Here is a 23,451-nt window from a genome sequence, read left to right as displayed (position 1 = left end):
GTGATCCTCCTGTAAACAGAAGAATCACTTTGAGTGATGTTAGCGTTTATGCAGTTGAACCCAGAAACCCAACACAGCGAGTAAGGCAACCAGTGCTGCAATCGTAGCTAGAATGATATCTCGAAGCGTTTTATCTATCGGCAACCATGTCCATTTGTGTAAATAAGCAAAACTAAATCCTTCTAAGGCATCTTGTTGTGTGACCTGAGCTGCAATCACACCGCTGCTCGGTTCTATATACAGTCTGAGTTGATTCTCTAACTGGGTCTCAACCTTGATCACAGGTAAGCGTTTGTTGATAAATCCATATTCTCCTCCAAAACTTGTCACCCATGAGGATTGTTTAATCTGCTCTGGCTTTAAATCTAAGTAGCTAGCAGCTAATTGTTTGCTTTGTTCGAGAATATCAAGCGCTTTACCATTACCCGCATCTATAAACTGAATCGCGGGAGCTGCTGTTTTGGTCACGTGATGATCATGCGCTTTGTTTGCCGCCGTCATGCTGCCTTGTAAAGGAGCTTGTCCGATAGCTTGAATCATCCATGCAGCACGAGTATGTGTCTGGCTAAAGGTGGTGGGCACAAGATCCAGACGCTGAATGGGCTGCTGAGTAACCTGCTGCCATACTTTGGTACTTAGATCAGCCGTATGGAACACAGGTTGAATATTTTTTATATCGGGCTTTTTTTGCCAGATATGATAGAAACCACTGAACACCCAGAGCAGAATAAAGACACTTAAACTGATACCTAAATAGCGATGTAGAAATTGGATCGGTTTTTGCCCTAGACGGTGATTGCGCCGATTATGAATCTTAAAGAATAAGCCAATCCCCATAAAAAGCATGCACAATATGCCAATCAAAGCGATTTGCATGAGAATAGTTTGACCTGTCCAAGTTTGATCACCCCACGTCCAGGTATGACCTAAGCGGAATATTTTTGCCATCCACATCATTTGATCATTAGACAGCGTGGCCAGTCGTGCTTGTGAAGGATCCACATAGGCACGTAAACCATTTTGAAAATCAACACGCCAAACTGGCAGTAAACGATTGACACTCGGATAATCATCGCTGAATTCGGTGATGATTTGACTGGATACAATTTCTTGTTGAGAGAGACCCGTGTACCAGCGCGCTAAACGTTCGGCATCTTGTTGTTCTGCATTAACCAGCAATTGACTGGTCTGACTATCATAGTATTCAGCAATCTTTTGATTAGGCTGTAATATGCGATAGGCAATCTGCTGATTTTCTAATTCAATTACCTGCAAGGCTGAAAATTGCACGATTTTATGTTGCTTGAGAACATCTGTTGCCGCTAAGGCATGTGTTAAATCCAATTGTTGAGATGGAGGCATTCGTTTTACAGGCTGAGGTTGTGTTGCACTCATCATCGGATGCAACACACCTGTTAAAGACCAAAGTAAAACGAGAACGCCCAACACCATCCCAAAACTACGGTGCAATGCCAGTAGTTTTTTCAGTTGTTTGGCATTCATTGCTTATTTCCCAAAATGATAACGTAAACCTAATAAATAGGTACGTGGTGCAGCGGGGGTATAACTGACTTGGTTATTACTAAATGAGGTACTTTCCGCATAATGCTGATCTGTGGCATTCAGGATTTGCCCGTAGATTTCATAAGCATTTTTACGGTAATTGGCGCGCAGATTCAGCAAAGTATGGCCATCATACTTTTCCGTATTGGCATCATTAATCCAGTAAGAACCGACATAAACCGCTTCTGCAGAGAGTAATAGCTCAGGTATTGGTTTGATCTGGTATTCAAGCGTACCAAATGTTTTAGGCGCACTTGGCATGGTGTTGCCGCTATAATCTAAAACACTCGACGGTTGAAATTGCTGATATTCATGTTTGGCCACACTACCTGAGAGTTTTAAGCGCTGATTATATAAATCACTGAGTTTCCATGTTCCCCCAATTTCAATTCCCTGATGTAAGGTTTTGCCTGCATTGCGTGGCTCGCGTGTGTTATCTGGCTTGGTATAGCTCATCACTTCATCTTCGCCTTCTAAGCGATATAGGGTGATTTCACCATCTAAGCGATCATCGAATAATTTAAAGCGCAGACCTGCATCAATATTATTAAATGTGGCTTCTTTCAAGTCAGGTGTCACCAGATTCGCCCCGTATAAACTGCTCACCTCTGGCGGTACAAAACCTTGCGACCAATTACTATAAAGATCAAGCGCTGGGGTGATGTTCCAGACAAAACCGACTTGCGGGCTAGCTTTCTGAAAATCACGTTTCTCATTCGGTGCGCCTGTGGTTTTTGATGGAATTAATTTATTTTCATAGTCATAACTAATCCAGTCATAGCGTGCACCACCAACTAAATTTAAAGTCGGTAACACTTGCCAATTGGCTTGTGCATAGAGGGCTTGGTTATTGACGTCTACATTAAAGTCGCGTAAGCGCTGGCGTTGTTGATAACCGGTATATACCAAGGTATTCGGGTCACGGAATACCTGAATATCATTGGTTCTGGCTTGGTTAGGAGAATGGTCAGCCATCGCCCCAACAATCAGTTTGACCTGATCAAATGTCGCTGAATGCTGCGCATTTAAGCCATAGGACTGAAAGGCGTTATAGGTAGTTTGACCGCTATAAGTACCCGTCGGTGTGCCATTTTTAACATCGGTACGGATGTTATAACTTGGATTTTGTTCGGTAGTATTGTCACGATAATATAAGGTAACTTGACTCTGTTGCTGATCATTCCATTGATGGCTAATTTGAGAAGAAAGCCGTGTGGCATCGACTTCACGATAGGTGAATGTTTGGTAGCTGTATCCAGGACGTTTGCGATAATCATCCGGATTTAAGCTACCGGTCATATCCGCTTTTAAATGGTTATAGCTGAGGATATTTTTGATTTGGGTGGCATCAGAGATATGCCAGTCGTGTCTGAGTGTCACACTCTGTTTATTGCTTTCAGCATGGTCTTGCCAGCTATCACCACGATCACTGGCATAGGCAGAAAGTCTTAACCCATGCTCACCCCATTCGCTATCAAAGCTATTCGATGCACCGACATCGACACGGCGATACCCTTTAGAACTGGCACTGATGCCCAGATTGGCTGTGGGTGTAGTACTCGGTGCTTTGGTGAGGAAATTAATGGTTCCACCAATCGCATTGCTGCCATATAAGCTGCTAGCAGGGCCACGTAAAATTTCGATACTATCAATGCCCGCCAAATTCACCTCATATAAGGCATTGTGGTTAAACACACCCACAGGACGAATCGAAATACCATCTTCTAAATATTGATAAACGGCTGCTGTGGTAATCGGTTGGCGAATGGACATCATATGCTGTTCATTGCCCAAGTCATTCATTAACACGCCTGGGGTTTGATTCAGCACTTGTCCAATAAAGGTTGCATGTTTATCTTCAATCTCCTTGCTATTCATTTTACTGATCGCAGCAGGGGTATTATTAATCGATTCACCTTCACGACTTGCGGTGACAACAATGGTGGCTAAGGTTTTGGTGGTATCAGATGGCACAGTTTCAGCAAAAGTAGCAGAACTATAGCCAACAGACAGGCACGCAGCCGCTAATACAGACAAACGGAATTGAGTATTCATTATGAACTCTATAAAAAGCAATAACTAAGGGCGCACCAACGTTATTAACGGGGCACGAAGTAAAATTTGCGATTTATAAAGTCAGTGGTGGGGCTTGTTTGATCGGAAAAATATAAAAGATGCGGGCGATGTGCAGATCTTCTGTCCACGTATGGCACAGGCAGCGAACACGACTGAACCAAGCCAGTAGAAATATAATAATGAATGCAATCAGCGGGACGATCACAGCGGCATCTAAACCATGGGAGCATAATGGACAATGCTTCATGATTTGGCTGGCCAGTGCATACACGTGTTGTGCATATTCACTCAGCTGGGCATGTTTGACATGCTCTAGCTGCGGTCCGTGATGCATGTCGTGCATACTCTGTTGATGATGACCTGAATGTGTCTGTGACATCAACGAGACATTTTGAATTTCTGTGACTTGGCAATGGCTTGGCATTGCATAAAGTGCAGGAACGACGCCTGTATGGACCATCGTTGGTAGGAAGATATGCCAGAGTAAACATAGCAAAGTAATCGCGCCAAAATAGGCACGCCACTTAAGCAAATGTTGACGAAAACTGGACTTCATATCAGCGATACGTCGTAGGAGAAATGTGGCAGCAGTATAATCAAAAAATGACTTATAGATCAAAGCAAAATTAAGGTATTCTGAGACTGCTGAATTCAATTTTTTATAGGCAGATCAGCGTGTCAAAAATAGCAAATCATTCTGATTGGATTGTCAGAGCTTCAGATAGTGATCGCTTGGAAAGGATTGAAGCTTTCTTTTCTGATCATGCATATGAGTCACATCAACATGATACCTTTGCGATTGGTCGAACCTTGTCTGGTGTGCAAAGCTTTCATTATCGTGGTGAGGTTAGACATAGCCAGCATGGCATGACCATGGTATTGCATCCAGATGAAAAACATGACGGTAGTGCAGGGACTCAAGACGGCTTTCACTACCGAATGATGTACGTTGAACCTGCGTTGATTCAAAAGATCATGAAAGGCAAACCACTGCCTTTTTTCAAAGATGGGCTGAGTGATGATCCACGGCTTTATCGAGTCACCCACACACTTTTGCAAAATATGCAGGATCCATTGGATCTTTTAGAAGAAGAAGATGCTTTATATGACTTGGCGACAACCTTGTATGAAGTTGCAGGTCAGCCAGTACGTGCGCGGCAACGCTATGATTATATTGCGGCGGAGCGTGCTAGAGAGTTTATACACGCTTCACTGGGTCAGAACATCAGTTTGGATGATTTAGAACAGAATATCCAACGTGATCGTTGGAGCCTTTCTCGTGATTTTAGACTGCTATTTGGCACCAGTCCGCATCGTTATATGACCATGCGTCGGCTAGATATCGTGAAAAGGTGTTTGATGTATGGAGAGTCACTGACTCAGGCCGCCATCATTGCTGGTTTTTTTGACCAAAGCCATATGACTCGGCACTTTAGCAAAGCCTTTGGAATTACCCCAGCAAGATGGAAAGAGATTTATACACATCAGAAATAAGCTGTGCTTGCGACTAAAAAAGCTTTAAATAAGATGCATACCTTTTAAGAAATCACTCAACATAAATAGACCTGAAATAATTAAAAAGATACCCAGTATTTTATTTAGATGATTGAGCCAAATTGGATTACTCAATTTTTTGCCAATTACTGTTCCAGCAAATGAATAAAGCAACGGAGCACCCGCTGCACCGAGAGAAATGAGTAATGAAACAATCAGAATCAAGCTACCAGTGATATGTGCTGCAGGGTACATAATGGTGGTCACAGGTAAAATCACCAAAATCGCTTTCGGATTCAAGCTTTGAATCCAGAAACCATTCCAAAAGCTGAGGCTTTTGTATAGGGTTTGATCTGTTTTTAATTCGGTATGCGCTGTCATCATTTTATAGGCGATATAAAAGGTATAAAGCGCCCCGATCAAGGCAATAAAATGCAAATACGCATGGGGAATCAGTGCCGCACCTGCATAACCAAATACAACAAATAGCATCAGCATGGAGCAGCCCACACCTGCAAAAAAGCCTAATGTTCTGGAGAATTGTCCTGTTAGCCCAGCATTTAATCCCATAAAGTTCACTGGACCTGGGCTGTACATCACACTTAAGGTATAAAGAAAAATTTCCATGACCAACCTAAATGAATCAATAACAAAGGATGATCAAAATAGGGCAAAGTACTATGGGCTGTATTGTACGTTTGTGCAAGCTAGCCGAATTGACGAACAAAAAAAACAGGCTCATAAGAGCCTGTTTTCATCGCAGTTAAAAGATCGAATTAACGTGTTGGTAAGACGTCTTTCAATGCTTCATGCATTTCGAGTAATGCTTTTTCTGTGGTTTCCCAATCGATACAGCCATCAGTCACTGACTTACCGTATTCAAGATCGCATAGATTTTCAGGAATATCCTGACGACCACCTTTTAAGTGACTCTCTACCATGATCCCAACGATTGATTTGTTACCATCAAGGATTTGTTCCGTGATGTTTTTCAAAACCAAAGGTTGTAAGTACGGGTCTTTGTTTGAGTTGGCATGACTAGTATCAATCATGATCTTGTTGCTTACTTTAGCTTTTGCCAAAGCTGCTTCCGCTTCAGCAACTGAAGTTGCATCATAGTTAGGTTTGCCATTACCACCCCGTAATACCACGTGTGCATAAGGGTTGCCTTTGGTATTGATAATCGCAACTTGACCATTTTCATTCAGGCCCAAGAAGCTGTGACCATGTTTAACTGATTGCATCGCATTGGTCGCAACAGTTAAGCCGCCATCTGTACCGTTTTTGAAGCCAACAGGAGATGATAAGCCAGAAGACATTTCACGGTGAGTTTGGCTTTCCGTGGTACGTGCACCAATCGCAGACCATGAAATCAAGTCTTGGTAGTATTGTGGTGAGTTTGGATCAAGTGCTTCAGTTGCACATGGCAAACCTTTTTCATTCAAATCAATTAGTAATCCACGACCGATATGCAAACCTTTTTCAATATTGAAAGAGTCGTTCATGTCAGGGTCGTTGATTAAACCTTTCCAACCAACTGTGGTACGTGGTTTTTCAAAATAAACACGCATCACCAAATATAAGGTGTCTTTTACTTTTTCGCTGAGAACCTTGAGGCGATCAGCATATTCATGTGCAGCTTTAGGATCGTGAATCGAACAAGGGCCAATCACCACAAACAAGCGTTTGTCGTTGCCATCTAAAATGTTACGTACAGTTGCACGTCCTTGTAACACAGTTTGAGAAGCAGCATCAGATAAAGGGAGGTCAGCTTTCAGTTCTGCTGGGGTAATCAAAGTTTGAATGCTTTTAATATTAACGTCGTCGATATCTGGCTGAGAAACTGGATTTGACTGTAGAGTATTCATTGCTGTCACAAATTCAATCGAAAGAAAAGGTTATTTTGTCTACGAATATAGCATGAAATGCCGATTGATTAACTAGCGAAAAGCATAATTTATGTAGAAATAATCGGCATTACAACGCTTAAACAGTTGTTGTTACGTGCTTTGTTTGCTGAACCACAACTGCTTGATGTGTTTCAACTGGCTTTGGTTTCGCCTTAATTGGGTTCACCATGAAGTTCACACCCAAAGCAAATAGGGTAATGCCTAGAATTTTACGGATTAGTCGTTCTGGCATACGTGAGCTGATGAGTGTACCGACAATAATGGCTGGAATTGAACCCACCAATAACCACATTAACAGGGTAAAGTCGACATTACCTGAGGACATATGACTTAGACCAGCAACTGCTGTCAGTAATACCGCATGTACCACGTCTGAACCAATGATACGGATCATAGGAAGGTTCGGGAACATAAGCACTAAGGCCATGATACCGAAAGCACCTGCACCCACAGAAGACAAGGTTACAAAGATACCGAGCACAATACCCATAATCACAATGTAATGACGTTTGTGTTGCAATGCATGCTGTTCACTTTCCATATCCGCTTGTTCACGGTTACGGAATTTGTCAAAGAACTTTTCAATTTGCGCACGGAACACAATTGAGATACCGGTCAAGGTCAGCATAAAGCCCAAAACCATGGTCAATACCGCTTTATAATGGGTGGACTGACTGAGATAATGTTCAAGTACCCAAGAGGTTGCAAAAGAGGCTGGAATACTGCCTAACGCGAGCCAGAGTACAATTGGCCAGACAATATTTAGTTTTTTGGCATGAACCACTGAACCACAGAATTTTGAGATTGAGGCATAAAGTAGATCAGTACCAATGGCAATATGCGGTTCGATCTTAAATAGACTGATCAGGATTGGGGTCATCAATGAGCCGCCACCGACACCTGTGATACCGACACAGAAGCCAACCAATACCCCAGCCATAATAAATTCTATAGGACCAAACATCGACAATATGCCTAATTATGCAAAAATCAGCATATCTTATGCTTTTTTTAGATAACTCGTTGTGATGAATAATGATTTGCTTATGCAAAAAAAAGCTAAAGAAAGCCAATTTTCTAGATTTTTAGATCATCTTTAGTCAGATCAGCTTGCTTTATGAACTGTGATTGGTTTATTTTGAGATTCATACACGGATTGTATGTTTGATCATTTCGCTCTATGTCTATCTTTATTCGAAGCCTCATTTCATTGCTGATTGCTATGTGTTTTATCACCAATAGCTATGCAATGGCTATGTCTATGAATGAAGTAAATCAACCTGTCGTAGAACAAGTCATGACAAATCACGATGCGATGTCTGATTGTAGAATGTCTATGATGACGAAGCATGACCGTATGGACAGTGGCAAAATGGATACATCACACTGTCAAAAGAGTCTGTGCTGTGTTGCTGCAACTTTTGAACACAGCCATCATTCCATTGAGCGAAGCATACAATCAATTAAAACAGCAAATTCAGCTTATTTAGATCAACTGACTTTAGGGATCTATCAGTTACCTTATCGCCCCCAAATCATGTTCTGTTTTTATAAATTCAAATTTCTTTTTTTATTTCAAGGACATGATGATGTTTAATATTAAAACCGTATTGCTTTCAACACTCTTATTGGCCACGACTGTACCTGCTTTTGCTGCGAGTGATTGCTGTAAGGAAAAAGAGGCTGCTAATAAAAAAGAGTGCTGTGAAAAAAAGATGAAATGTTGTGATGACAAGGACAAAACGGCTGCTCAGGAAGATCATAGCCATCACGGGCATTAATTTCTAAGTAATCAAGCTATCCTTGGCAGAAGCTAAGGGTAGCTGTTGTGAAAAATATAAAGAAAGTGATTAAGTTTTTTAGTCTGTGTTTATCGTGTAGGTCTAGAAAAATAAAACTAATACATATAAGAACTTAATTGTTAACGGATAATGCCAAAAAATAAAATGGAAAATGTAGATTAATTTAGGATTATTTAATCAATTTTTTGTTTTGTATGAATATATTTAAAGATAAGTCGTTTTTTCAAAAGGTGCGAATCAATTAAATAAAATATAAAAATTGTTTTTATACATGACTAGACTAAAATTATTGAACAAAGGGAATGTCGCTTAGTTATTCATAATTCCTTAATAGGGCTTAGGTCACCGATATTAAGCAATCATACAATAAGTATATAAAGAGCGTTAATTTATGTATTTCCATCATCTATTTGAGATAGAAACAGATATTTTTAAAGGTGTGGCACCCCGTCCTGATGCGATTAATGAACTCATAGGAGGGGATGAATTCGCAGTTTGGCTGCGTGAAAGGTTAATTCTACAACAAATTTCCTGCAAAGATATTTATGCTGAAGATCATGGATGGGACTTTGTGCTTAACGTCGTTGGCAGAAGTTATCTCATCGTATGTTCTTGTGAGTTTGAAGATGAGGAACTTTCAACGGAGTGGCATTCTGTACAGATTGCACAAATTAAGGGCGAAATAATAGAAGCTGATCCAATTCTAGATTTGCTACGTAAGTTACTTATAGACGCATCTGAATTAACAGTATTAGCTGACGAGTCTATATCTCGACGTTAACTCGCATTAATGACATAGATAAAATTTAGCCTTTGAGACGCTGCATCTTTATTTCTTTGTAGGCTTCAGCTCATTCACTGATAACACCAACACAAAGGTCACGGGTGTGGCGAAGATCCACCAACTGATAAAGCCAATTGAACTGCCAAAGGTGAAGCAGAGTAAACTACCTGCAATCAAAAAGCAGATATAAGCTAAAACTCTCAACTGGGCTTTATAGCGAATGAAAACTTGTTGTTTGGCTTTACTGATTTGCTTGGCGCTACATTTATACAGCAACAACATCCCGATGAGGGTCAATACAAGGCTCAACAGAATCATGCGTTGACCTCCAGTTGTTTCGCTAACTTAGTTTTAATTTTTTGAACGGATTTCGCTTGAATCGGCTGGATATTTCTAAAAATAAACACAGCAAATAGGGCACAGATCAGCAGGAACAAATCAATTCGCAAGAATATCCAATAGCTGTGTAAATCAGTGATGAGCTGATGTTGAATCAAGTACACCAAGTTATAGACAGGTAGAATCAAAGCAATCAACCCGAAAATACAAATCTGTGATTTCCATAAATAGTGTTTTTTGGTCAATAAAGCGATGATAAAGCTCAGTCCCCATACGCTGAAAAAGGTATAAATTTCATAGTTGGGTGTGGTTTCAGTGATATGGACCAATCGATTGGCGAATAGATAGCCGAGCATTGCCATAGGAAGGCCGACAAAGGCTGCAACATTTAAACGATCCACCAAATAATAGCCAAAATGAAATTGATTCGATTTATTTTGAATCTGGCGTTTTAAGCTCCAGAGCAAGAGGCCAGACGCAATCATCAAACATCCCAAAATGCCTGAGCAAAAGAAAGCGAAGCGCAGTATCGGCTGTGCAAAAGTCGCCATATGTAGGCCATAAACACCCGCATTTAAGGTCGCAACAGTACTTTCATTTCGGGTATTAGCCAATACCTGACCTTGTCCATCAAAGGTGATTTGTGCCTGATTTAAGGTAATCGAACGATCTTCTAATTGCTTAAAGGTAATGATGGCTTGGTCTGTATTTGGTTTTTTGACCTCAATCGATGCTAAGGCTTGATCTCCCCATTGTTGTTTTACTTTTTCTAATAAGCTGCTCATGGGCAACATTTCTGCTTTTTTAGGTTCAGCTTGATGCGTTGTGCTTTTTTCAGTGGTTCTGATCTCAGTAAAATATTGAAATGGATTCTCTGGATAGAGTTTCTGCATGCCCCAAGGCAAGTACAGATAGAAGAAAATTGCCAATCCTGTAAAAGTAATGGTCAGGAAAAAGGGCAATGCCAGTACAGAGGAGACATTATGAAAATCTAACCAAGAACGCTGTGATTTAAAGGTTCTAAGGGTAAAGAAATCGGTAAAGATCTTCTTATGCGTGATAATCCCAGAGACCAAAGCAATCAGCATAATAAAGGCAGCGAGACAGGCGATTAGCCGTCCGACCATGATGGGAACACCATAGAGCTGAAAGTGGAAGTTATAAAAGAAATCTCCACCTTGGGTCGCTGAGAGTTTTAGCTCTTGCCCCGTATTGGCATCTAAACTACGGCTTTCATAGCCGCCGCTGGCTTGTTGCCAGTACATTTTGTTGACAGGTTCTTCATGATTGGCAATGTTGAGATACCAAGATTTGGCATCAGTCGCATTTTTAGCTAAATAATCCGTTGCTGTACGAATAGCAGTATCTTGATTAACTTGATATTGCGCCAGCTGTGGTTGCATCCATAGATTAATCTGATGTCGATAATAGGAGCTGGTACCCATTAAAAAAATGGCAAATAAAAGCCAGCCAAAAATTAAACCTGTCCACGCATGCAACCATGCCATTGATTGGCGAACGCCTTTATTTTGCATTTTTAATTTAAACCCACAGATAAGCCAAACAAAGCGCCTGTCAAAACCAGACTAGTCAAGCTGAGTTTCCACAGTGAATGTGCGCAAAAACTCAAAATGATAAAGGCTAGATAAAATAGAATTGAAATAAATGCCGCAAGATAGATTGCCTCTGCCTTGTCTAATAGATGGCTAAACAATGAACCGAGTCCAAGGCTCAAATACATCATGCACACATAGCCAACAACAAAACTCAGCACAAAGCGATAAAAAATGCTCAGTCGATAGACAAGCGAAATAGATGCAGATTTAGCCATAAAGGGTCTTGAAGCGAAAGAAGGGGGAAATGAATCACATATGGAAATGATTCTTGTTTATATTAAATCTTAGCGGAATCTCAATCAATTCTTCATTCATCGTAAATCTAGATTGTATTTTGAATAATAAATGTCATCTTAGATCAGAACTAATGTTCACCAATCATGAACAATTTGCGCGGTATAGGGTGATTCGATGTAAAATCATTCTGTTAGAATCATTTAAACATTTCTGTGGGGCGTGGGTCTTGTTAAAGCAAAAACTAAAAATTGGTATCGTGGTGGGAGAAGTTTCTGGAGATACTCTAGGAGTGAAACTCATGCGCAGTTTTCGCGAACAAGGCATCGATGCTGAATTTGAAGGGATTGGTGGTCCACAAATGATTGCTGAAGGATTTCACAGTTATTATCCGATGGAAATTCTTTCAGTGATGGGAATTGTTGAAGTCCTTAAAGATTTAAAAAAACTGTTTGCTGTGCGTGACGGTTTAGTTGAACGCTGGACAGAGCATCCCGTTGATATCTTTATTGGTATTGATGCACCCGATTTTAATTTACGCCTCTCTAAAACTATTAAAGAAAAACAGTTACCGATAAAAACCGTGCAATATGTCAGCCCATCGGTATGGGCATGGCGTCAAGGTCGTGTTCATGGCATTAAACGCAGTATCGATTTGGTTCTATGTTTATTTCCATTTGAAAAAACCTTTTATGAAAATTATGAGGTTGCCGCTGCCTTTGTTGGGCATCCATTGGCAAAGCAACTGCCGTTAAAAAATCCAATTACTGAAGCCAAGCATCAATTAGGCTTGTCTGCGCATAAAACCCATATTGCTTTATTACCAGGAAGTCGCCGTGGTGAAATTGAACGATTGTTACCACTGCTCACGGGTGCTGCTGAAATTCTTCATCGGAAGCATCCTGATCTGGAGTTTTTAATCCCTGCAATTAATGATGCACGCAAGCATCAGATTGAAAAGGGCATTCAAAATCTAGATACCAGCCTGAAATCTAAAATTCATGTTCTGGAAAATAGCGATGCCGAGTCAAAAATTGGCCGTATGGTGATGAATGCCAGTGATATTGTGGCTTTGGCTTCTGGTACCGCGACTCTTGAAGCAATGTTACTGCACCGTCCAATGGTGACTTTTTATAAATTGAACTGGCTGACCTATCTGATTGCGAAATTCATGGTCAAAATTCCATACTACTCATTGCCGAATATCATTGCAGGCAAGAAAGTAATTGAGGAACTGATTCAGGCCGATGCAACGCCTCAGCATTTAGCCACTGAAATCGAAAAATTAATGGATCATGAAACGGCGCATATTCAAATGATGCAACATTTGAGCATGCATAAACAGTTGATCTCGGGTAATACCGAAGATCCAGTACAAGCGATTCTCAATTGTTTAAATGCAGGCTAAATAAAAAAGGTGGCGATTAAGCCACCTTTTTTATGCATATGCTTCAGGCACGAAGGATTAGTTCGTAACCTGTATATTTACGGATATTGATCACACCAATATCGAATAATAAGTATTGGCCTTTGATTCCTTGCAACACACCGCGAATTTTTGGGGTTTTATCCAAATTCAGTGATTTAATCTTTTCAGGATAATGTTCAACGGGATAAATAAATTCACGTGGCGTTTCATCTTCCAAGAATTCCAAGCTTTCGTTAAATTCAAGGTTCTGATTGAATTCTTCACGGATGCTTTGAATTTTCGGAGCGAATTCTTCAAGAATTTGATCACGTTGTTCAAGCAGATTTAAAGGTTCAGCTTCACCTTTCAGCAATTTGCGCCAGTCGGTTTTATCTGCGATTTGTGTACCAATTAACGTTTCCAAATGCCCAGACAAACGACGTGAACCGACTTTCATAATCGGTAAAGCTTGCGTTGCCCCTTGATCTAACCAACGGGTTGGCATATTGACGATACGGGTAATCCCGATCTTTAAGGCACTTGAGTTGGCTAAATACACAATATGTGGCTGGAAACAAACATCATGTGCGAACTGGTCTTCACGACAGGTTCCCAAGTGATAATGGCAGGTTTCAGGTTTCATGATGCACAGGTCACATTCGGCCTTGGTTTTAAAACATTTAAAACAATGACCCTGCGAATAAGACTTCGGTGTTTTTGCGCCACAAGAGGTACAAAAGATATTGCCAGTCCATTCGATCTCAATTTCTTGACCTAAAACAAAAGGAAGGTCAGTTTCTGAACGATCTAATATAAATTTATATTCAACATTTGCCTTGCTTGTTGATTGATCAGTTACACTATGCGTTTTGAGCGCTGCATGCATTTTATGACAAATGCCTTGTAGTTCCATTAATAAACTCTCATCTTTTCAATCAAGGGTTGCAGTTATGGCTGAACAAAATGTCATCACTTCTATGCTAGACGATTTATCTCAAGAACAGCCCATTCATACTGCACTTTGTATAGGTCAGCAGATTGACCAAAATGCTTCAATTCAATGGCATTATTTTAGCGTAACTGACTTTTTAAGTCTGCCATTTACGCAGCGTTATGATTTAGGTTTTGTATTATTTGATACAGAAGAAATGCAAAACATCACCGAAACGCAAAAATCACAGCTGTTGGTGAAGTTACGTGACCTGATGGCCAAACGAATTGTCGTGGTCAGTAAACTGGGCGATGAAAAATTATTGCGTTCGCTTGGCTTTACTCAATTGATTGATAAAACCACACACGGCAGTGATTTTGCTTTATGGCAATTTAATATTTTGACTTATAAGCATGTACCTGACTGGTTTAACTCCAAGTTCTGGGCGAATCCTGAGAATTGGAATAAATTCCGCTGGTAAAATAATCAGGCTGGAAAGAGTTGCAAGTTCTTGCAAAATTTAACAATTTAACTTTGTTTTGTGCTTTCAAAGCAGCGTATGCTTTTTGGATAAATAATTCCAAAGGAAAGTTTAAGTCATGACTGATTTAACCAACATTGTTGAAATTTTAGCAAAGCAAGCTTTAGGCGGTCAGCAACAATCAGGCCAAGCGGGTGGTTTAGGTGGAATTTTAGGTTCTGTTTTAGGTCAACTTGGTGGGCAACAGCAAAATACCCAAAGCCAGCAAGGTGGCTTGGGTGGTATTTTGGGTTCAGTTTTAGGACAATTGGGTGGTGGAAATACTTCAACCCAAAGTAATGCAACTGGTGGTAATACCGCACAAACTTTATTGATTGCAGTTTTACCATTGGTGTTAGCTTGGATTCAAAAACAAGGCGGTTTACAAGGTGCATTGGATAAACTAAAAAATGCCGGTTTATCGAATCAAGTGCAAAGCTGGGTAGATCCACAGCAACAAAATGCACAAGATGTGCCAGAGCAAAATATTCAAAGTTTATTTGATGACCAAGATGTAGAACAAGTTGCACAACAAACTCAAGCACCGAAACAAGCGATTTATGGTGCAATTGCTTCAGTTTTACCGCAAGTGATTGATTCTTTAACACCGCAAGGTAGCAGTACCAATCCACAAGAAGCCAACCAAGATATTCAGCAAGTTTTGAATTTGGTGAGTGGCTTCCTTAAAAAGTAAAAAATCCGATGCGAAAAAGCCTGTTCTCTTGAGCAGGCTTTTTTCTAAGTTATATATCTACATCATTGCGATTCTGACAGCAATGATCTATTACATTGCTGCTTGGTCTTTTTCGCCCTAGATGTTGCTTTGTATACAGTACTTGGTTCAGGGAACAGTTTGAGCAGTGAAATATAAAGCAGTGCTGCGAGTGTAATACTGATCGGTAAACTCAGATCAAGACCGTTGAATAAATGTCCCCAAATACCAATGAACTGATCTGGTAAATGAACAAAGCATAAACCGATAAGCGCACTGGGTATCCATGCGATGATGCCACGCCAATTCCAACCATGATGAAACCAGTAAATGCCACCCTTTAGGCCATTTGCAAACACCTGTAAATCATCATTTTTATAGTAACCTTTCCGTGTGATAAATCCGATAATCATAATGATGATCCAAGGACTGGTACACACCACTATTAGAGTGGCAAAAGTCATGACGCTTTGAGTCAGATTCGCTGCAAAACGACCTAGAAAAATAAACAGGATGGACAATAGGCCAACCCAGATCGTGGCTTTAACACGTGTGAGTGATTTTGGAAAAAGACTCGACATGTCCAAACCCGTACCGTACAAGGCTGTAGTTCCAGTAGATAAACCACCAATCAGTGCAATTAAACACAATGGAATAAAGTACCAAGCTGGCGCAATTTGAATTAGTCCTGCGATGTAATTATTTTGTTCAATAAACACGGGAGCACTGCGAGCAACAATGCTGGCGGTGACTAGACCAAACAGAAAGGGAATTAAGGTTGCAAGCTGTGAAGCAAATACGGCTACCATGATTTTATGGGAGGCTGTTTCTTTCGGAATATAGCGCGACCAGCCACCAAGGAAAGTACCAAAGGAAATTGGGTTACTGAATGCAATCAAGGCTGCACCTGTGAAAGCTGCCCAAAATCCAGCTTGTCCGAGTTGAATTTGTCCTGCGTAAGTTGAATCAAATTGCTTGGAAAAAGCAAACAGACCTAAAAAGAATAATAGACTTGATGCAATCACGGCCACTCGGTTCACCAGTAGCATAAAGCGAAAGCCATAGATACAAATCGTAAGTACCAATAAGGCAAAGCCACTATAAACCAATCCATATAGCCAGTTACTTTGATAAGAACTGTCAAATAGACGTTGGGTTGCACCAATCAGTGCATCGCCAGAACTCCACACGGAGAGCGAAAAAAATGCGATGGCGGTAAGTAAGGATAAAAATGAGCCGACAACTCTGCCATGTACACCAAAATGAGCGCCAGAAGCCACGGCGTTGTTGGTTCCCGTACGTGCACCAAAAATTCCCATTGGCGCTAAGATACAGGCCCCCAAGATAACCCCACACAAGATTGCCCAGAATCCAGCTTGAAAAGAAAGACCAAAGACAATCGGGAAGCTACCTAAGACACAGGTCGAAAAGGTATTAGCACCACCAAAACTTAAACGAAATAGATCAAAAGGGCTTGCTGTACGGGCATGTGCAGGTATTTCTTCGATACCATAACTTTCGATTGTTGTAATCTGTTTAGAACGATCTCTATGCATAATGCGCTACTCTTAATATCCATTTATCAAGTTCAGGTTTGCTTGTTTGCTCATCCATTAAGCGGCTTGTTTGGGGCTGACGTGCTTTTGTTCAGCCTGTTCCTGAGAAAGTTGCTTTTGTCTTAATCGGGTAATGCCACAAATGCCAATGAGGGACAGCAGCGAGAGAAAACTAAATAAGAACGCCAAAGGTAACCATTGGCCTGCATAATGTTGAGCCAAAAAAGTGCCAATGATGGGGGTGGTTCCACTGGTGATTGCCGCAATCATTTGATAGGAAATGGAAATCCCTGAATAACGGACATGTGTAGGAAAAGCTTCCGCCATAAAGCCAGCGACAACGGCATATAAAGAAGACAGCGCAATGACCGCAAGCGTAATCCCCAACACGATGTAATAGATATTTTGGGTACTCACCAGCATAAACATTGGATATGGAATGGCGATACAGAGGATTGCAGCCCAGAACAGAAAACGATGTGTCCCGACTTTACTGGCATACCAAGCCGCAATTGGCATGGCTAAAAATTCAAATAGGGTGACCCAAAACAAAGCATCTAAAATCGTGGGGCGGCTGATCCCCATATATTGGGTGACATAGCTAATCATGAAGGTATTGGTGAAAAAGAAACCCGCTGTCCCAATGGTAATCGCCAGCCCAGCAAAAACCACTTGAGGCCAATAGTTTTTAAGCAACTCTTTTACTGGGTATTTGGCTATTTCTTGTTTGGCTTGCATCTGTTTAAATTCAGGGGATTCTTCTACGCCTAGACGGATGGCTAGGCCAATAAGCATAAATACAAAGCTGAGTAAAAAGGGTATACGCCAGCCCCAACTCAGTAAGGCTTGTTCATCCAAAGACGTAATACCTTTAAAGACTAAAAGGCACAGAATCAGACCCGCTGGGCTGCCCATTTGGGCAAAAGAGGCGAAAAAAGTTTTTTTATGGGCAGGAGCATGTTCGCTGGCCATGAGTACTGCGCCACCCCATTCACCACCGACTGACAAGCCTTGCAAAAAGCGTAGTACGATGAGAAGAACAGGGGCCCAAATCCCAATATGCGCATAGCTGGGAATCAAGCCAATCCCAGTGGTGGCCAGTCCCATCAGCAGCATGGTAAATAACAACATTTTTTTGCGACCTAATTTATCGCCTAAATGCCCGAAAATAACGGCAGCGATTGGTCTGGCAATAAAACCGACAGCAAAGGTTGCAAAAGCCGCTAATGTCCCTGTTACAGGATCGGTTTCAGGGAAAAATACCAAGCCGAGCACGAGAGCTGCAGCTGTGGCATAAACATAGAAGTCATAAAACTCGATTGTTGTTCCAACGAAGGCCGCGGCGGCAGCCCGTTTTGATTGATCTTTTTTCATTCCATCTCGACCTATTTTTATCCATGTATTTTTCTTGTTTTATCGTGGGATGTTATTTACGTATTTTCACTCCTGGGAGGACGCACAACATTTCATACAGCAGATTCGCGCTAAGCAATGAGGTATTGCCTGTCGTGTCATAAGGCGGTGAGACTTCAACCAAATCACAGCCAATCAGATCTAGGCCCTGACAGCCGCGGATAATTTCCATGGCTTGAATGGTGGTCAAACCACCAATCTCTGGTGTTCCTGTACCTGGCGCCCAAGCAGGATCAATCCCATCGATATCAAAGGATAAATACACAGGCCCGCCAGCAACTTGCGCTCTCACTTCCTCCATTAAGGGAGCGAGCGATTTATGCCAGCATTCTTCAGCTTGAACGACCCGAAAGCCTTGTCGTCGACTCCAATTGAAGTCATCTGCACTATAGCCTTGAGCCCGTAAACCAATTTGCACAACGCGTTGACAATCAAGTAGTCCTTCTTCAGCAGCACGTCGAAAGGTGGTGCCATGTGCGACTTTTTCACCAAACATCTCATCATTGACGTCTGCATGCGCATCGATATGAACTAAACCAACAGGCCCATGTTTTTTATGGATCGCACGTAGGATTGGAAGAGTCAGCGTGTGATCACCACCAATCGTGAGCGGAATAATCGGATGGGCCAGTACGCGATCATAATGTTCTTCAATAATGCGTACCGCTTCTGTCAAATTAAAGGTGTTGATCGGGACATCACCAATATCAGCCACATTGAGTGAATCAAATGGTGCTGCGCCAGTTGCCATGTTATATGGGCGAATCATGACCGATTCGGCACGAATTTGCCGCGGGCCAAAACGCGTGCCTGAGCGCAAAGATGTACCAATATCTAGAGGGATCCCAATAAAAGCCGCATCCAGTTCGGCCAAACCTGCATCATTATCGACAACTGGTAGGCGTAACATTGAGGCAATGCCACCAAAACGCGGCATTTCGTTGCCACCGAGCGGTTGATTTAAGCGCTTGTTCATTTGCTTCTCCTTTTTCTTATTTATTGATCAGCTCGGAACAGGGTTAAATCCTATTTTTTAAAAACTTAGTTTTGATTTTTCTAAACTAAGTTTTACAAGAATGTTTTAAGATGAAGTGAGGCAGAGGGAAAATTGAGATAAAAGCCATGACGCATATGGATATCAAGTTAGTTCGAATTTTTGTCAGTATTGTAAAGAATCAAGGGTTTGCCAATGCACAGCAAGAGCTCAACCTATCAACCTCGGCCATTAGTACCTATATGAATCAATTGGAACATATGGTCGGTTTCAAGTTATGTGAACGTGGACGTGGTGGTTTTGCAATCACTCAAAAAGGTGAAATGTTTTTTCAGGAAGCCAAGCGCATACTGAATGAGTTAGAAAATTTTTCTAGGCACACTGCACAGATCAAGGGCGAACTGACAGGTACCATTAAAATAGGGATGCTGGATTCCATGGTGACAGATCGAAATATCCCTTTAGATCAAATCATCCAACAGTTTTCAGAACAGAATCCAAATGTTTATATTAAATTGCAGGTGCAATCTCCCTATGAGTTGCAGATGGGGATTTTGGAAAATCGTTTTGATGTTGCGATTGGATCTTTTTTTCTGAAAATGAATGGCGTGATGTATCAAGCTTTGCACAAAGAACAGCAATGGTTATTTTGTAGTGATACGCACCCCTTATATAAACAGCAAGGTCTAACGGCAGAAATTATTCGACGTGAAAAAATGGTCAGTCGTGGTTATTGGAGTCATACCGAATTGGCCAAACAAGGATTTAAGCATTCTTTTGCTACAGTTGATTCGATGGAAGCACAATTGGTACTTATTTTATCAGGGCAATATATTGGTTATTTGCCAGAGCATTTTGCTCAATATTGGGTGGAACAACAACGCTTAAAAGTGCTACTTCCAGCAACATTTGGTTATACAGCACCATTTTCGCTTATTTTTAGACGAGGCAGAACTAAAGATCCTGTTATTCAGAGTTTCCGTAAAATTATCAAAGGCTTTTTTTGATGGGAGCTCCCGAGTTAGGAAATATCAAAGTATTGTGAGTGTAATACAAAAGAAAAAGGGCTGATCAAGATCGCCCTTTTTCTTATAAGATAGGAGGTAGCTTCAAATTAGAAGTTATATTCCATACCTAAACCGATGTTTGTTTTCTTATCATCTTTCACTAACCAATCACGTTTTTGTTGACCTACAACACCGTAGAAACGTGTTTGTTTATTGATTTGGTAATCAGCGCCTACACCATAAAGGTCTTGTTTACGATCATCACGACCATTTACTTCAGTTGTTGCAGAGATATATTCTGCTTTTAACTTAATTGGCGTTGATGGAATTACGTATGCAGCAGTTACGCCGTAAGCATCTTCTTGCAAGCCTTTATAAGACGTTACAACAGCTGGAGTACCGCTTGTCGTAATTACTGTGTCATCAGTTGGTTGAGTTGTTTGCCATAATGCACCAAACACTAGGCCATCAACACCTGCAGGTGTTAAGTCTAAAGAACCTGTTACACGGATTGCATCAGAGTAAATGTTTCCACCTAATTCGCTGTTATAAGCATTGTATTTAGATGCAACACCAAAGTTACCTGCAACTGCTGCAGCTAAACCGAAGTCTTTGTTTTCATAAGTGATTGAGGTTGAAACACCATCACCAAAGCTATCACGGCTGCCTTTTTGGCCTTTTGCATTGTTCGATACAGTAGATGATTCTTCACCTTGTTGGAACATGATGTTGAATGCTAGGCCACCAAGTAATTTTTTATCAGTTTCAAAACCGATCACGTTTTTTAAACGATCTTCACCAGCCAAAACAGCGGTCATATCCAGTTCGTTGTGATCGTTGAAAATATCTTGGTTGTTACCCGCAGCAGTTTTAAAGTAAGAGTCATATTGGCCTACTTTTAAAGTACCGATACCATCTGACTTAATACCGACATAACGGTTACGGTTACTAAATACATCACCGTCACCATCTGCACTGATTTGCCATTCAATTAAGTAAACTGCTGAAAGGTTATCAGTCAGCTTTTCTTCACCTTTTACCCCGATACGAGAAGCGTTTGAGTTTACTTTAGTTACGCTTTCGTCTTTAAAGCCATTCTTATCAATTTGATCTAAAGTCACATTGAGCTTACCATACAATGTTGGTGCTGCTTGCGCTGCATTCATGGCTAAAGTTGCTACAGTAGCAGCAAGAAGCAATTTTTTCATTGAGATTTCTCCAAAACACTTTTTGTAAATGGCTGATGCCTTAGTTACTGTTATGAGCTTGCTTATGTACATAAAGTTACATAGCTCACTGACTTGTATGCAGTATCGGTAAACTTTGTGACAGAGAAGTGAAAGAAAAATGACAGTTTGATGACGATTCATATTTAGTAATAATTATATTTCTTATTATTTTTTATATAATTAGCAAACAATAAAAAACGGAGTAAAAACTCCGTCTTTATAAAAATAAGAACTTAAAGTGCAGCTTTGATTTTTCCAGCGAGTGCTGTAATTTTTTCCTGATCACCCATTTTTGCCGCATGGCGACCAAGTTCATGCACTGAACTAGGGATCAGATGGAAATGCACATGAGGGACAGTTTGTCCCGCTGCTGCACCAGAAAGCTGCATAAGTACGATACCTTTGGCATCTAAGGCAGTTTCCATTGCTTTGGCAATTTTCTGCACGATCTGGATGGTATATGCAGCCGCATCGGCAGGGAGGTCCAATAAGGTAACTGCTGGTGTCTTTGGAATCACTAAAGCATGACCATCTGCTTGGGGCATAATATCCATAAACGCGAGAACCTGATCATCTTCATAGATTTTGATTGCAGGTAATTCACCACGAAGGATTCGTGCAAAAATATTTTGGTCATCGTATGCCATGATTCATCCTTTAGATAGGCTTATTTTTTCAATAATAGCATTCACTCTCCGTGATCAGAGAGTGAATTGGGGCGTTTAAAACACGATATTTGGCTGCTTATTTGCAGTTAAGCTCTTTTTGACGAGCTTTGATTTCATCAAGACGTTGTTGTTCTTTATCAGAAAACTTTGGCTTAGTCGTATGGCAATTTTCGTTACCAAACTTCGCTTTAGCATCCGCGTCTTTAAAACAGAATCCTTTAGATGCATAGATCAGGTTCGAGTCATCCTGTAACTTTTTACATTCTTGTTCTGGTGTTGCAGCTTGTACACTAAAACCTGTGAGGGTAATTAAGCCAGCAAAAACCGCAACCATTAACTTATTCATGAGGTGTTCCTCTAATCAAAAAAGTATAAATCAATGCTGTATGAAATAGATCCATATGGCGCTTGATCGCTACGCATATACCAATATAAGGTTTATTAATGAAATTTCAATGAAACTGTATGGTACGAGTGTAAGTTTACTCCATAATTTATCCTTATAATATGGAAAAGCCTTATATATCAAGAGCTTTATTATAATTTTATATAAAACAAATGATTAAGATGATTTTTATTGTGCATTAAATTGCTTGTTTTATAGTATTTCGCTCTTTTTAAAGGTTTATTTATATATTGATTGCTGCCATATATGTTTTAACAAAATAAAATGTACATGATATTCTGGGTTGTATTTTGTTCAATTGCAGAATAAACAATGAAGATTGTAAATGGATTTGAAATCATAAAAATTGGATCGTGAATGCTTTATTCAAAATATTTAGAATGAATAAGAGTCAACGCGGATTAAAAAATAAAGGCTCACTAAATAGTGAGCCTTTGGGGTGGCGTCCTTCGTTCTTTCGATTGACTACGGGCTTATCTTAATCAATTTAAATAATTGTTAATTACCGCTTGTGTCAATGGGAGTAAAATTACTGACCCAACGGCAGGAACCCTGTGAAGTATCAATACAACCATCGGGAAGTCCTTGCTCCTGCACGGCTATTATAGTGAATACAGGACTTGCATTGGAAGTAATTCTAATCTTTTGATTGCGAAGCGTCTTAGATTTAAATATAATTGATTGATATTTATGTGGTTTTTTAAATTAATTTTTTGATTTATTATCTAAACGCCATTGAAAGCTAAGTTTTTTAACAAGAATATGAAAAATGCTGAAATATATTAAAAC

General features: G+C 40.5%; 23 protein-coding genes and 1 pseudogene. 8 read left to right on the top strand and 16 right to left on the bottom strand.

Translation table 11 applies throughout. From position 1 onward, the window contains the following. Nucleotides 1-39 precede the first annotated feature (39 nt). From WA352_RS17855 to WA352_RS17845, 3 genes are all read right to left on the bottom strand, one after another. Entirely contained in the window at nucleotides 40-1,503 is a 1,464-nt protein-coding gene (locus tag WA352_RS17855) for a PepSY domain-containing protein (protein ID WP_033133094.1), read from the bottom strand. 3 nt (nucleotides 1,504-1,506) lie between these two features. Then, nucleotides 1,507-3,618, bottom strand: a complete 2,112-nt coding sequence (locus WA352_RS17850) for a TonB-dependent receptor (RefSeq protein WP_033133095.1) — start codon at nucleotides 3,616-3,618, stop codon at nucleotides 1,507-1,509. Nucleotides 3,619-3,691: 73 nt separating this feature from the next. After that, nucleotides 3,692-4,195 carry a hypothetical protein gene (locus tag WA352_RS17845; RefSeq protein WP_033133112.1) on the bottom strand — a complete coding sequence of 168 codons (504 nt, stop codon included), beginning with the start codon at nucleotides 4,193-4,195 and terminating at the stop codon, nucleotides 3,692-3,694. Between the two features lie 119 nt (nucleotides 4,196-4,314). Here WA352_RS17845 and WA352_RS17840 point away from each other — a divergent pair, with 119 nt between their 5' ends. Next, complete coding sequence (locus WA352_RS17840; RefSeq protein WP_033133096.1) at nucleotides 4,315-5,133, top strand: AraC family transcriptional regulator; 819 nt, start codon at nucleotides 4,315-4,317, stop codon at nucleotides 5,131-5,133. Between the two features lie 24 nt (nucleotides 5,134-5,157). On the opposite strand, the gene WA352_RS17835 is transcribed toward WA352_RS17840, so the two are convergent. The 3 genes from WA352_RS17835 to WA352_RS17825 all read right to left on the bottom strand — a co-directional run bounded on the left by WA352_RS17835 (nucleotide 5,158) and on the right by WA352_RS17825 (nucleotide 8,007). Next, on the bottom strand, nucleotides 5,158-5,760 hold the full coding sequence (locus WA352_RS17835) for a LysE family translocator (protein ID WP_005315656.1): 603 nt from the start codon (nucleotides 5,758-5,760) through the stop codon (nucleotides 5,158-5,160). A 149-nt stretch (nucleotides 5,761-5,909) separates the two neighbouring features. Next, nucleotides 5,910-7,001: a 3-deoxy-7-phosphoheptulonate synthase gene (locus WA352_RS17830; protein ID WP_004653380.1), complete on the bottom strand. Its 1,092-nt coding sequence runs from the start codon at nucleotides 6,999-7,001 to the stop codon at nucleotides 5,910-5,912. A gap of 118 nt (nucleotides 7,002-7,119) precedes the next feature. Further along, nucleotides 7,120-8,007 (bottom strand): sulfite exporter TauE/SafE family protein, encoded by an 888-nt coding sequence (locus WA352_RS17825; protein WP_033133097.1) that lies wholly within the window; start codon nucleotides 8,005-8,007, stop codon nucleotides 7,120-7,122. A gap of 216 nt (nucleotides 8,008-8,223) precedes the next feature. Here WA352_RS17825 and WA352_RS17820 point away from each other — a divergent pair. From WA352_RS17820 to WA352_RS17810, 3 genes and pseudogenes are all read left to right on the top strand, one after another. After that, nucleotides 8,224-8,597: pseudogene (locus tag WA352_RS17820) on the top strand (hypothetical protein). A 35-nt stretch (nucleotides 8,598-8,632) separates the two neighbouring features. Beyond that, nucleotides 8,633-8,824, top strand: a complete 192-nt coding sequence (locus tag WA352_RS17815) for a hypothetical protein (protein WP_005188714.1) — start codon at nucleotides 8,633-8,635, stop codon at nucleotides 8,822-8,824. A 412-nt stretch (nucleotides 8,825-9,236) separates the two neighbouring features. Continuing rightward, nucleotides 9,237-9,626: a hypothetical protein gene (locus WA352_RS17810; RefSeq protein ID WP_033133098.1), complete on the top strand. Its 390-nt coding sequence runs from the start codon at nucleotides 9,237-9,239 to the stop codon at nucleotides 9,624-9,626. A gap of 48 nt (nucleotides 9,627-9,674) precedes the next feature. On the opposite strand, the gene WA352_RS17805 is transcribed toward WA352_RS17810, so the two are convergent. The 3 genes from WA352_RS17805 to WA352_RS17795 are packed head-to-tail and all read right to left on the bottom strand — an operon-like array spanning nucleotide 9,675 to nucleotide 11,799. Next, complete coding sequence (locus WA352_RS17805) at nucleotides 9,675-9,947, bottom strand: hypothetical protein (protein ID WP_033133099.1); 273 nt, start codon at nucleotides 9,945-9,947, stop codon at nucleotides 9,675-9,677. Further along, nucleotides 9,944-11,503 (bottom strand): PepSY-associated TM helix domain-containing protein, encoded by a 1,560-nt coding sequence (locus tag WA352_RS17800; protein WP_033133100.1) that lies wholly within the window; start codon nucleotides 11,501-11,503, stop codon nucleotides 9,944-9,946. Before WA352_RS17800 ends, WA352_RS17805 begins: the two co-directional genes overlap by 4 nt. 2 nt (nucleotides 11,504-11,505) lie before the next feature. Then, nucleotides 11,506-11,799, bottom strand: coding sequence for a hypothetical protein (locus WA352_RS17795; protein WP_033133101.1), 294 nt, complete (start codon nucleotides 11,797-11,799; stop codon nucleotides 11,506-11,508). A 248-nt stretch (nucleotides 11,800-12,047) separates the two neighbouring features. On the opposite strand from WA352_RS17795, the gene lpxB reads away from it, so the two are divergent. Continuing rightward, nucleotides 12,048-13,226 (top strand): lipid-A-disaccharide synthase, encoded by a 1,179-nt coding sequence (gene lpxB, locus WA352_RS17790; protein ID WP_162180563.1) that lies wholly within the window; start codon nucleotides 12,048-12,050, stop codon nucleotides 13,224-13,226. Between the two features lie 43 nt (nucleotides 13,227-13,269). On the opposite strand, the gene WA352_RS17785 is transcribed toward lpxB, so the two are convergent. Then, a complete protein-coding gene (locus WA352_RS17785; protein ID WP_004653389.1) occupies nucleotides 13,270-14,139 on the bottom strand; it encodes a DUF2797 domain-containing protein in 870 nt (289 codons plus the stop codon). 37 nt (nucleotides 14,140-14,176) lie between these two features. Between WA352_RS17785 and WA352_RS17780 the strand changes: the two genes are divergently transcribed. Together WA352_RS17780 and WA352_RS17775 are read left to right on the top strand one after the other, a co-directional pair. Next, nucleotides 14,177-14,638 carry a DUF6231 family protein gene (locus tag WA352_RS17780; protein ID WP_016540206.1) on the top strand — a complete coding sequence of 154 codons (462 nt, stop codon included), beginning with the start codon at nucleotides 14,177-14,179 and terminating at the stop codon, nucleotides 14,636-14,638. A 118-nt stretch (nucleotides 14,639-14,756) separates the two neighbouring features. Continuing rightward, the gene (locus WA352_RS17775; RefSeq protein ID WP_004653391.1) at nucleotides 14,757-15,371 is read left to right on the top strand and encodes a YidB family protein; all 615 of its coding nucleotides are present in this window, start codon (nucleotides 14,757-14,759) and stop codon (nucleotides 15,369-15,371) included. Between the two features lie 62 nt (nucleotides 15,372-15,433). Here the strand turns inward: WA352_RS17775 and WA352_RS17770 are convergent, their stop codons facing one another. Genes WA352_RS17770 through speB form a run of 3 tightly spaced genes read right to left on the bottom strand, consistent with a single transcriptional unit; the run spans nucleotide 15,434 to nucleotide 19,334 of the window. After that, on the bottom strand, nucleotides 15,434-16,945 hold the full coding sequence (locus WA352_RS17770; RefSeq protein WP_033133103.1) for a purine-cytosine permease family protein: 1,512 nt from the start codon (nucleotides 16,943-16,945) through the stop codon (nucleotides 15,434-15,436). Nucleotides 16,946-17,002: 57 nt separating this feature from the next. After that, on the bottom strand, nucleotides 17,003-18,319 hold the full coding sequence (locus WA352_RS17765; RefSeq protein ID WP_033133104.1) for an MFS transporter: 1,317 nt from the start codon (nucleotides 18,317-18,319) through the stop codon (nucleotides 17,003-17,005). Between the two features lie 52 nt (nucleotides 18,320-18,371). After that, a complete protein-coding gene (gene speB, locus WA352_RS17760; RefSeq protein ID WP_033133105.1) occupies nucleotides 18,372-19,334 on the bottom strand; it encodes an agmatinase in 963 nt (320 codons plus the stop codon). Nucleotides 19,335-19,480: 146 nt separating this feature from the next. Here speB and WA352_RS17755 point away from each other — a divergent pair, with 146 nt between their 5' ends. After that, on the top strand, nucleotides 19,481-20,359 hold the full coding sequence (locus WA352_RS17755; RefSeq protein ID WP_004807253.1) for a LysR family transcriptional regulator: 879 nt from the start codon (nucleotides 19,481-19,483) through the stop codon (nucleotides 20,357-20,359). Between the two features lie 107 nt (nucleotides 20,360-20,466). Here WA352_RS17755 and WA352_RS17750 read toward each other — a convergent pair whose 3' ends face one another. From WA352_RS17750 to WA352_RS17740, 3 genes are all read right to left on the bottom strand, one after another. After that, entirely contained in the window at nucleotides 20,467-21,567 is a 1,101-nt protein-coding gene (locus WA352_RS17750; RefSeq protein WP_336143485.1) for a porin, read from the bottom strand. 254 nt (nucleotides 21,568-21,821) lie between these two features. After that, on the bottom strand, nucleotides 21,822-22,235 hold the full coding sequence (locus WA352_RS17745) for an HIT family protein (RefSeq protein ID WP_005203514.1): 414 nt from the start codon (nucleotides 22,233-22,235) through the stop codon (nucleotides 21,822-21,824). Nucleotides 22,236-22,332: 97 nt separating this feature from the next. After that, complete coding sequence (locus tag WA352_RS17740; protein WP_004807247.1) at nucleotides 22,333-22,602, bottom strand: YARHG domain-containing protein; 270 nt, start codon at nucleotides 22,600-22,602, stop codon at nucleotides 22,333-22,335. Nucleotides 22,603-23,451: the final 849 nt, after the last annotated feature.

This window comes from Acinetobacter sp. 102 (assembly GCF_037028485.1).
In the GTDB taxonomy this organism is placed as follows: domain Bacteria; phylum Pseudomonadota; class Gammaproteobacteria; order Pseudomonadales; family Moraxellaceae; genus Acinetobacter; species Acinetobacter higginsii.
The sequence above is the reverse complement of the archived record's forward strand: the minus strand, read 5'-3'. Positions and strand labels throughout refer to the sequence as shown.

Bases quoted from the DNA above. Each gene is read 5' to 3' on its own strand.
- WA352_RS17855 (WP_033133094.1), bottom strand. From the start codon at position 1,503: ATGAATGCCAAACAACTGAAAAAACTACTGGCATTGCACCGTAGTTTT.
- WA352_RS17850 (WP_033133095.1), bottom strand. From the start codon at position 3,618: ATGAATACTCAATTCCGTTTGTCTGTATTAGCGGCTGCGTGCCTGTCT.
- WA352_RS17845 (WP_033133112.1), bottom strand. From the start codon at position 4,195: ATGAAGTCCAGTTTTCGTCAACATTTGCTTAAGTGGCGTGCCTATTTT.
- WA352_RS17835 (WP_005315656.1), bottom strand. From the start codon at position 5,760: ATGGAAATTTTTCTTTATACCTTAAGTGTGATGTACAGCCCAGGTCCA.
- WA352_RS17830 (WP_004653380.1), bottom strand. From the start codon at position 7,001: ATGAATACTCTACAGTCAAATCCAGTTTCTCAGCCAGATATCGACGAC.
- WA352_RS17825 (WP_033133097.1), bottom strand. From the start codon at position 8,007: ATGTTTGGTCCTATAGAATTTATTATGGCTGGGGTATTGGTTGGCTTC.
- WA352_RS17815 (WP_005188714.1), top strand. From the start codon at position 8,633: ATGTTTAATATTAAAACCGTATTGCTTTCAACACTCTTATTGGCCACG.
- WA352_RS17810 (WP_033133098.1), top strand. From the start codon at position 9,237: ATGTATTTCCATCATCTATTTGAGATAGAAACAGATATTTTTAAAGGT.
- WA352_RS17805 (WP_033133099.1), bottom strand. From the start codon at position 9,947: ATGATTCTGTTGAGCCTTGTATTGACCCTCATCGGGATGTTGTTGCTG.
- WA352_RS17800 (WP_033133100.1), bottom strand. From the start codon at position 11,503: ATGCAAAATAAAGGCGTTCGCCAATCAATGGCATGGTTGCATGCGTGG.
- WA352_RS17795 (WP_033133101.1), bottom strand. From the start codon at position 11,799: ATGGCTAAATCTGCATCTATTTCGCTTGTCTATCGACTGAGCATTTTT.
- WA352_RS17785 (WP_004653389.1), bottom strand. From the start codon at position 14,139: ATGGAACTACAAGGCATTTGTCATAAAATGCATGCAGCGCTCAAAACG.
- WA352_RS17780 (WP_016540206.1), top strand. From the start codon at position 14,177: ATGGCTGAACAAAATGTCATCACTTCTATGCTAGACGATTTATCTCAA.
- WA352_RS17775 (WP_004653391.1), top strand. From the start codon at position 14,757: ATGACTGATTTAACCAACATTGTTGAAATTTTAGCAAAGCAAGCTTTA.
- WA352_RS17770 (WP_033133103.1), bottom strand. From the start codon at position 16,945: ATGCATAGAGATCGTTCTAAACAGATTACAACAATCGAAAGTTATGGT.
- WA352_RS17765 (WP_033133104.1), bottom strand. From the start codon at position 18,319: ATGAAAAAAGATCAATCAAAACGGGCTGCCGCCGCGGCCTTCGTTGGA.
- speB (WP_033133105.1), bottom strand. From the start codon at position 19,334: ATGAACAAGCGCTTAAATCAACCGCTCGGTGGCAACGAAATGCCGCGT.
- WA352_RS17755 (WP_004807253.1), top strand. From the start codon at position 19,481: ATGACGCATATGGATATCAAGTTAGTTCGAATTTTTGTCAGTATTGTA.
- WA352_RS17750 (WP_336143485.1), bottom strand. From the start codon at position 21,567: ATGAAAAAATTGCTTCTTGCTGCTACTGTAGCAACTTTAGCCATGAAT.
- WA352_RS17745 (WP_005203514.1), bottom strand. From the start codon at position 22,235: ATGGCATACGATGACCAAAATATTTTTGCACGAATCCTTCGTGGTGAA.
- WA352_RS17740 (WP_004807247.1), bottom strand. From the start codon at position 22,602: ATGAATAAGTTAATGGTTGCGGTTTTTGCTGGCTTAATTACCCTCACA.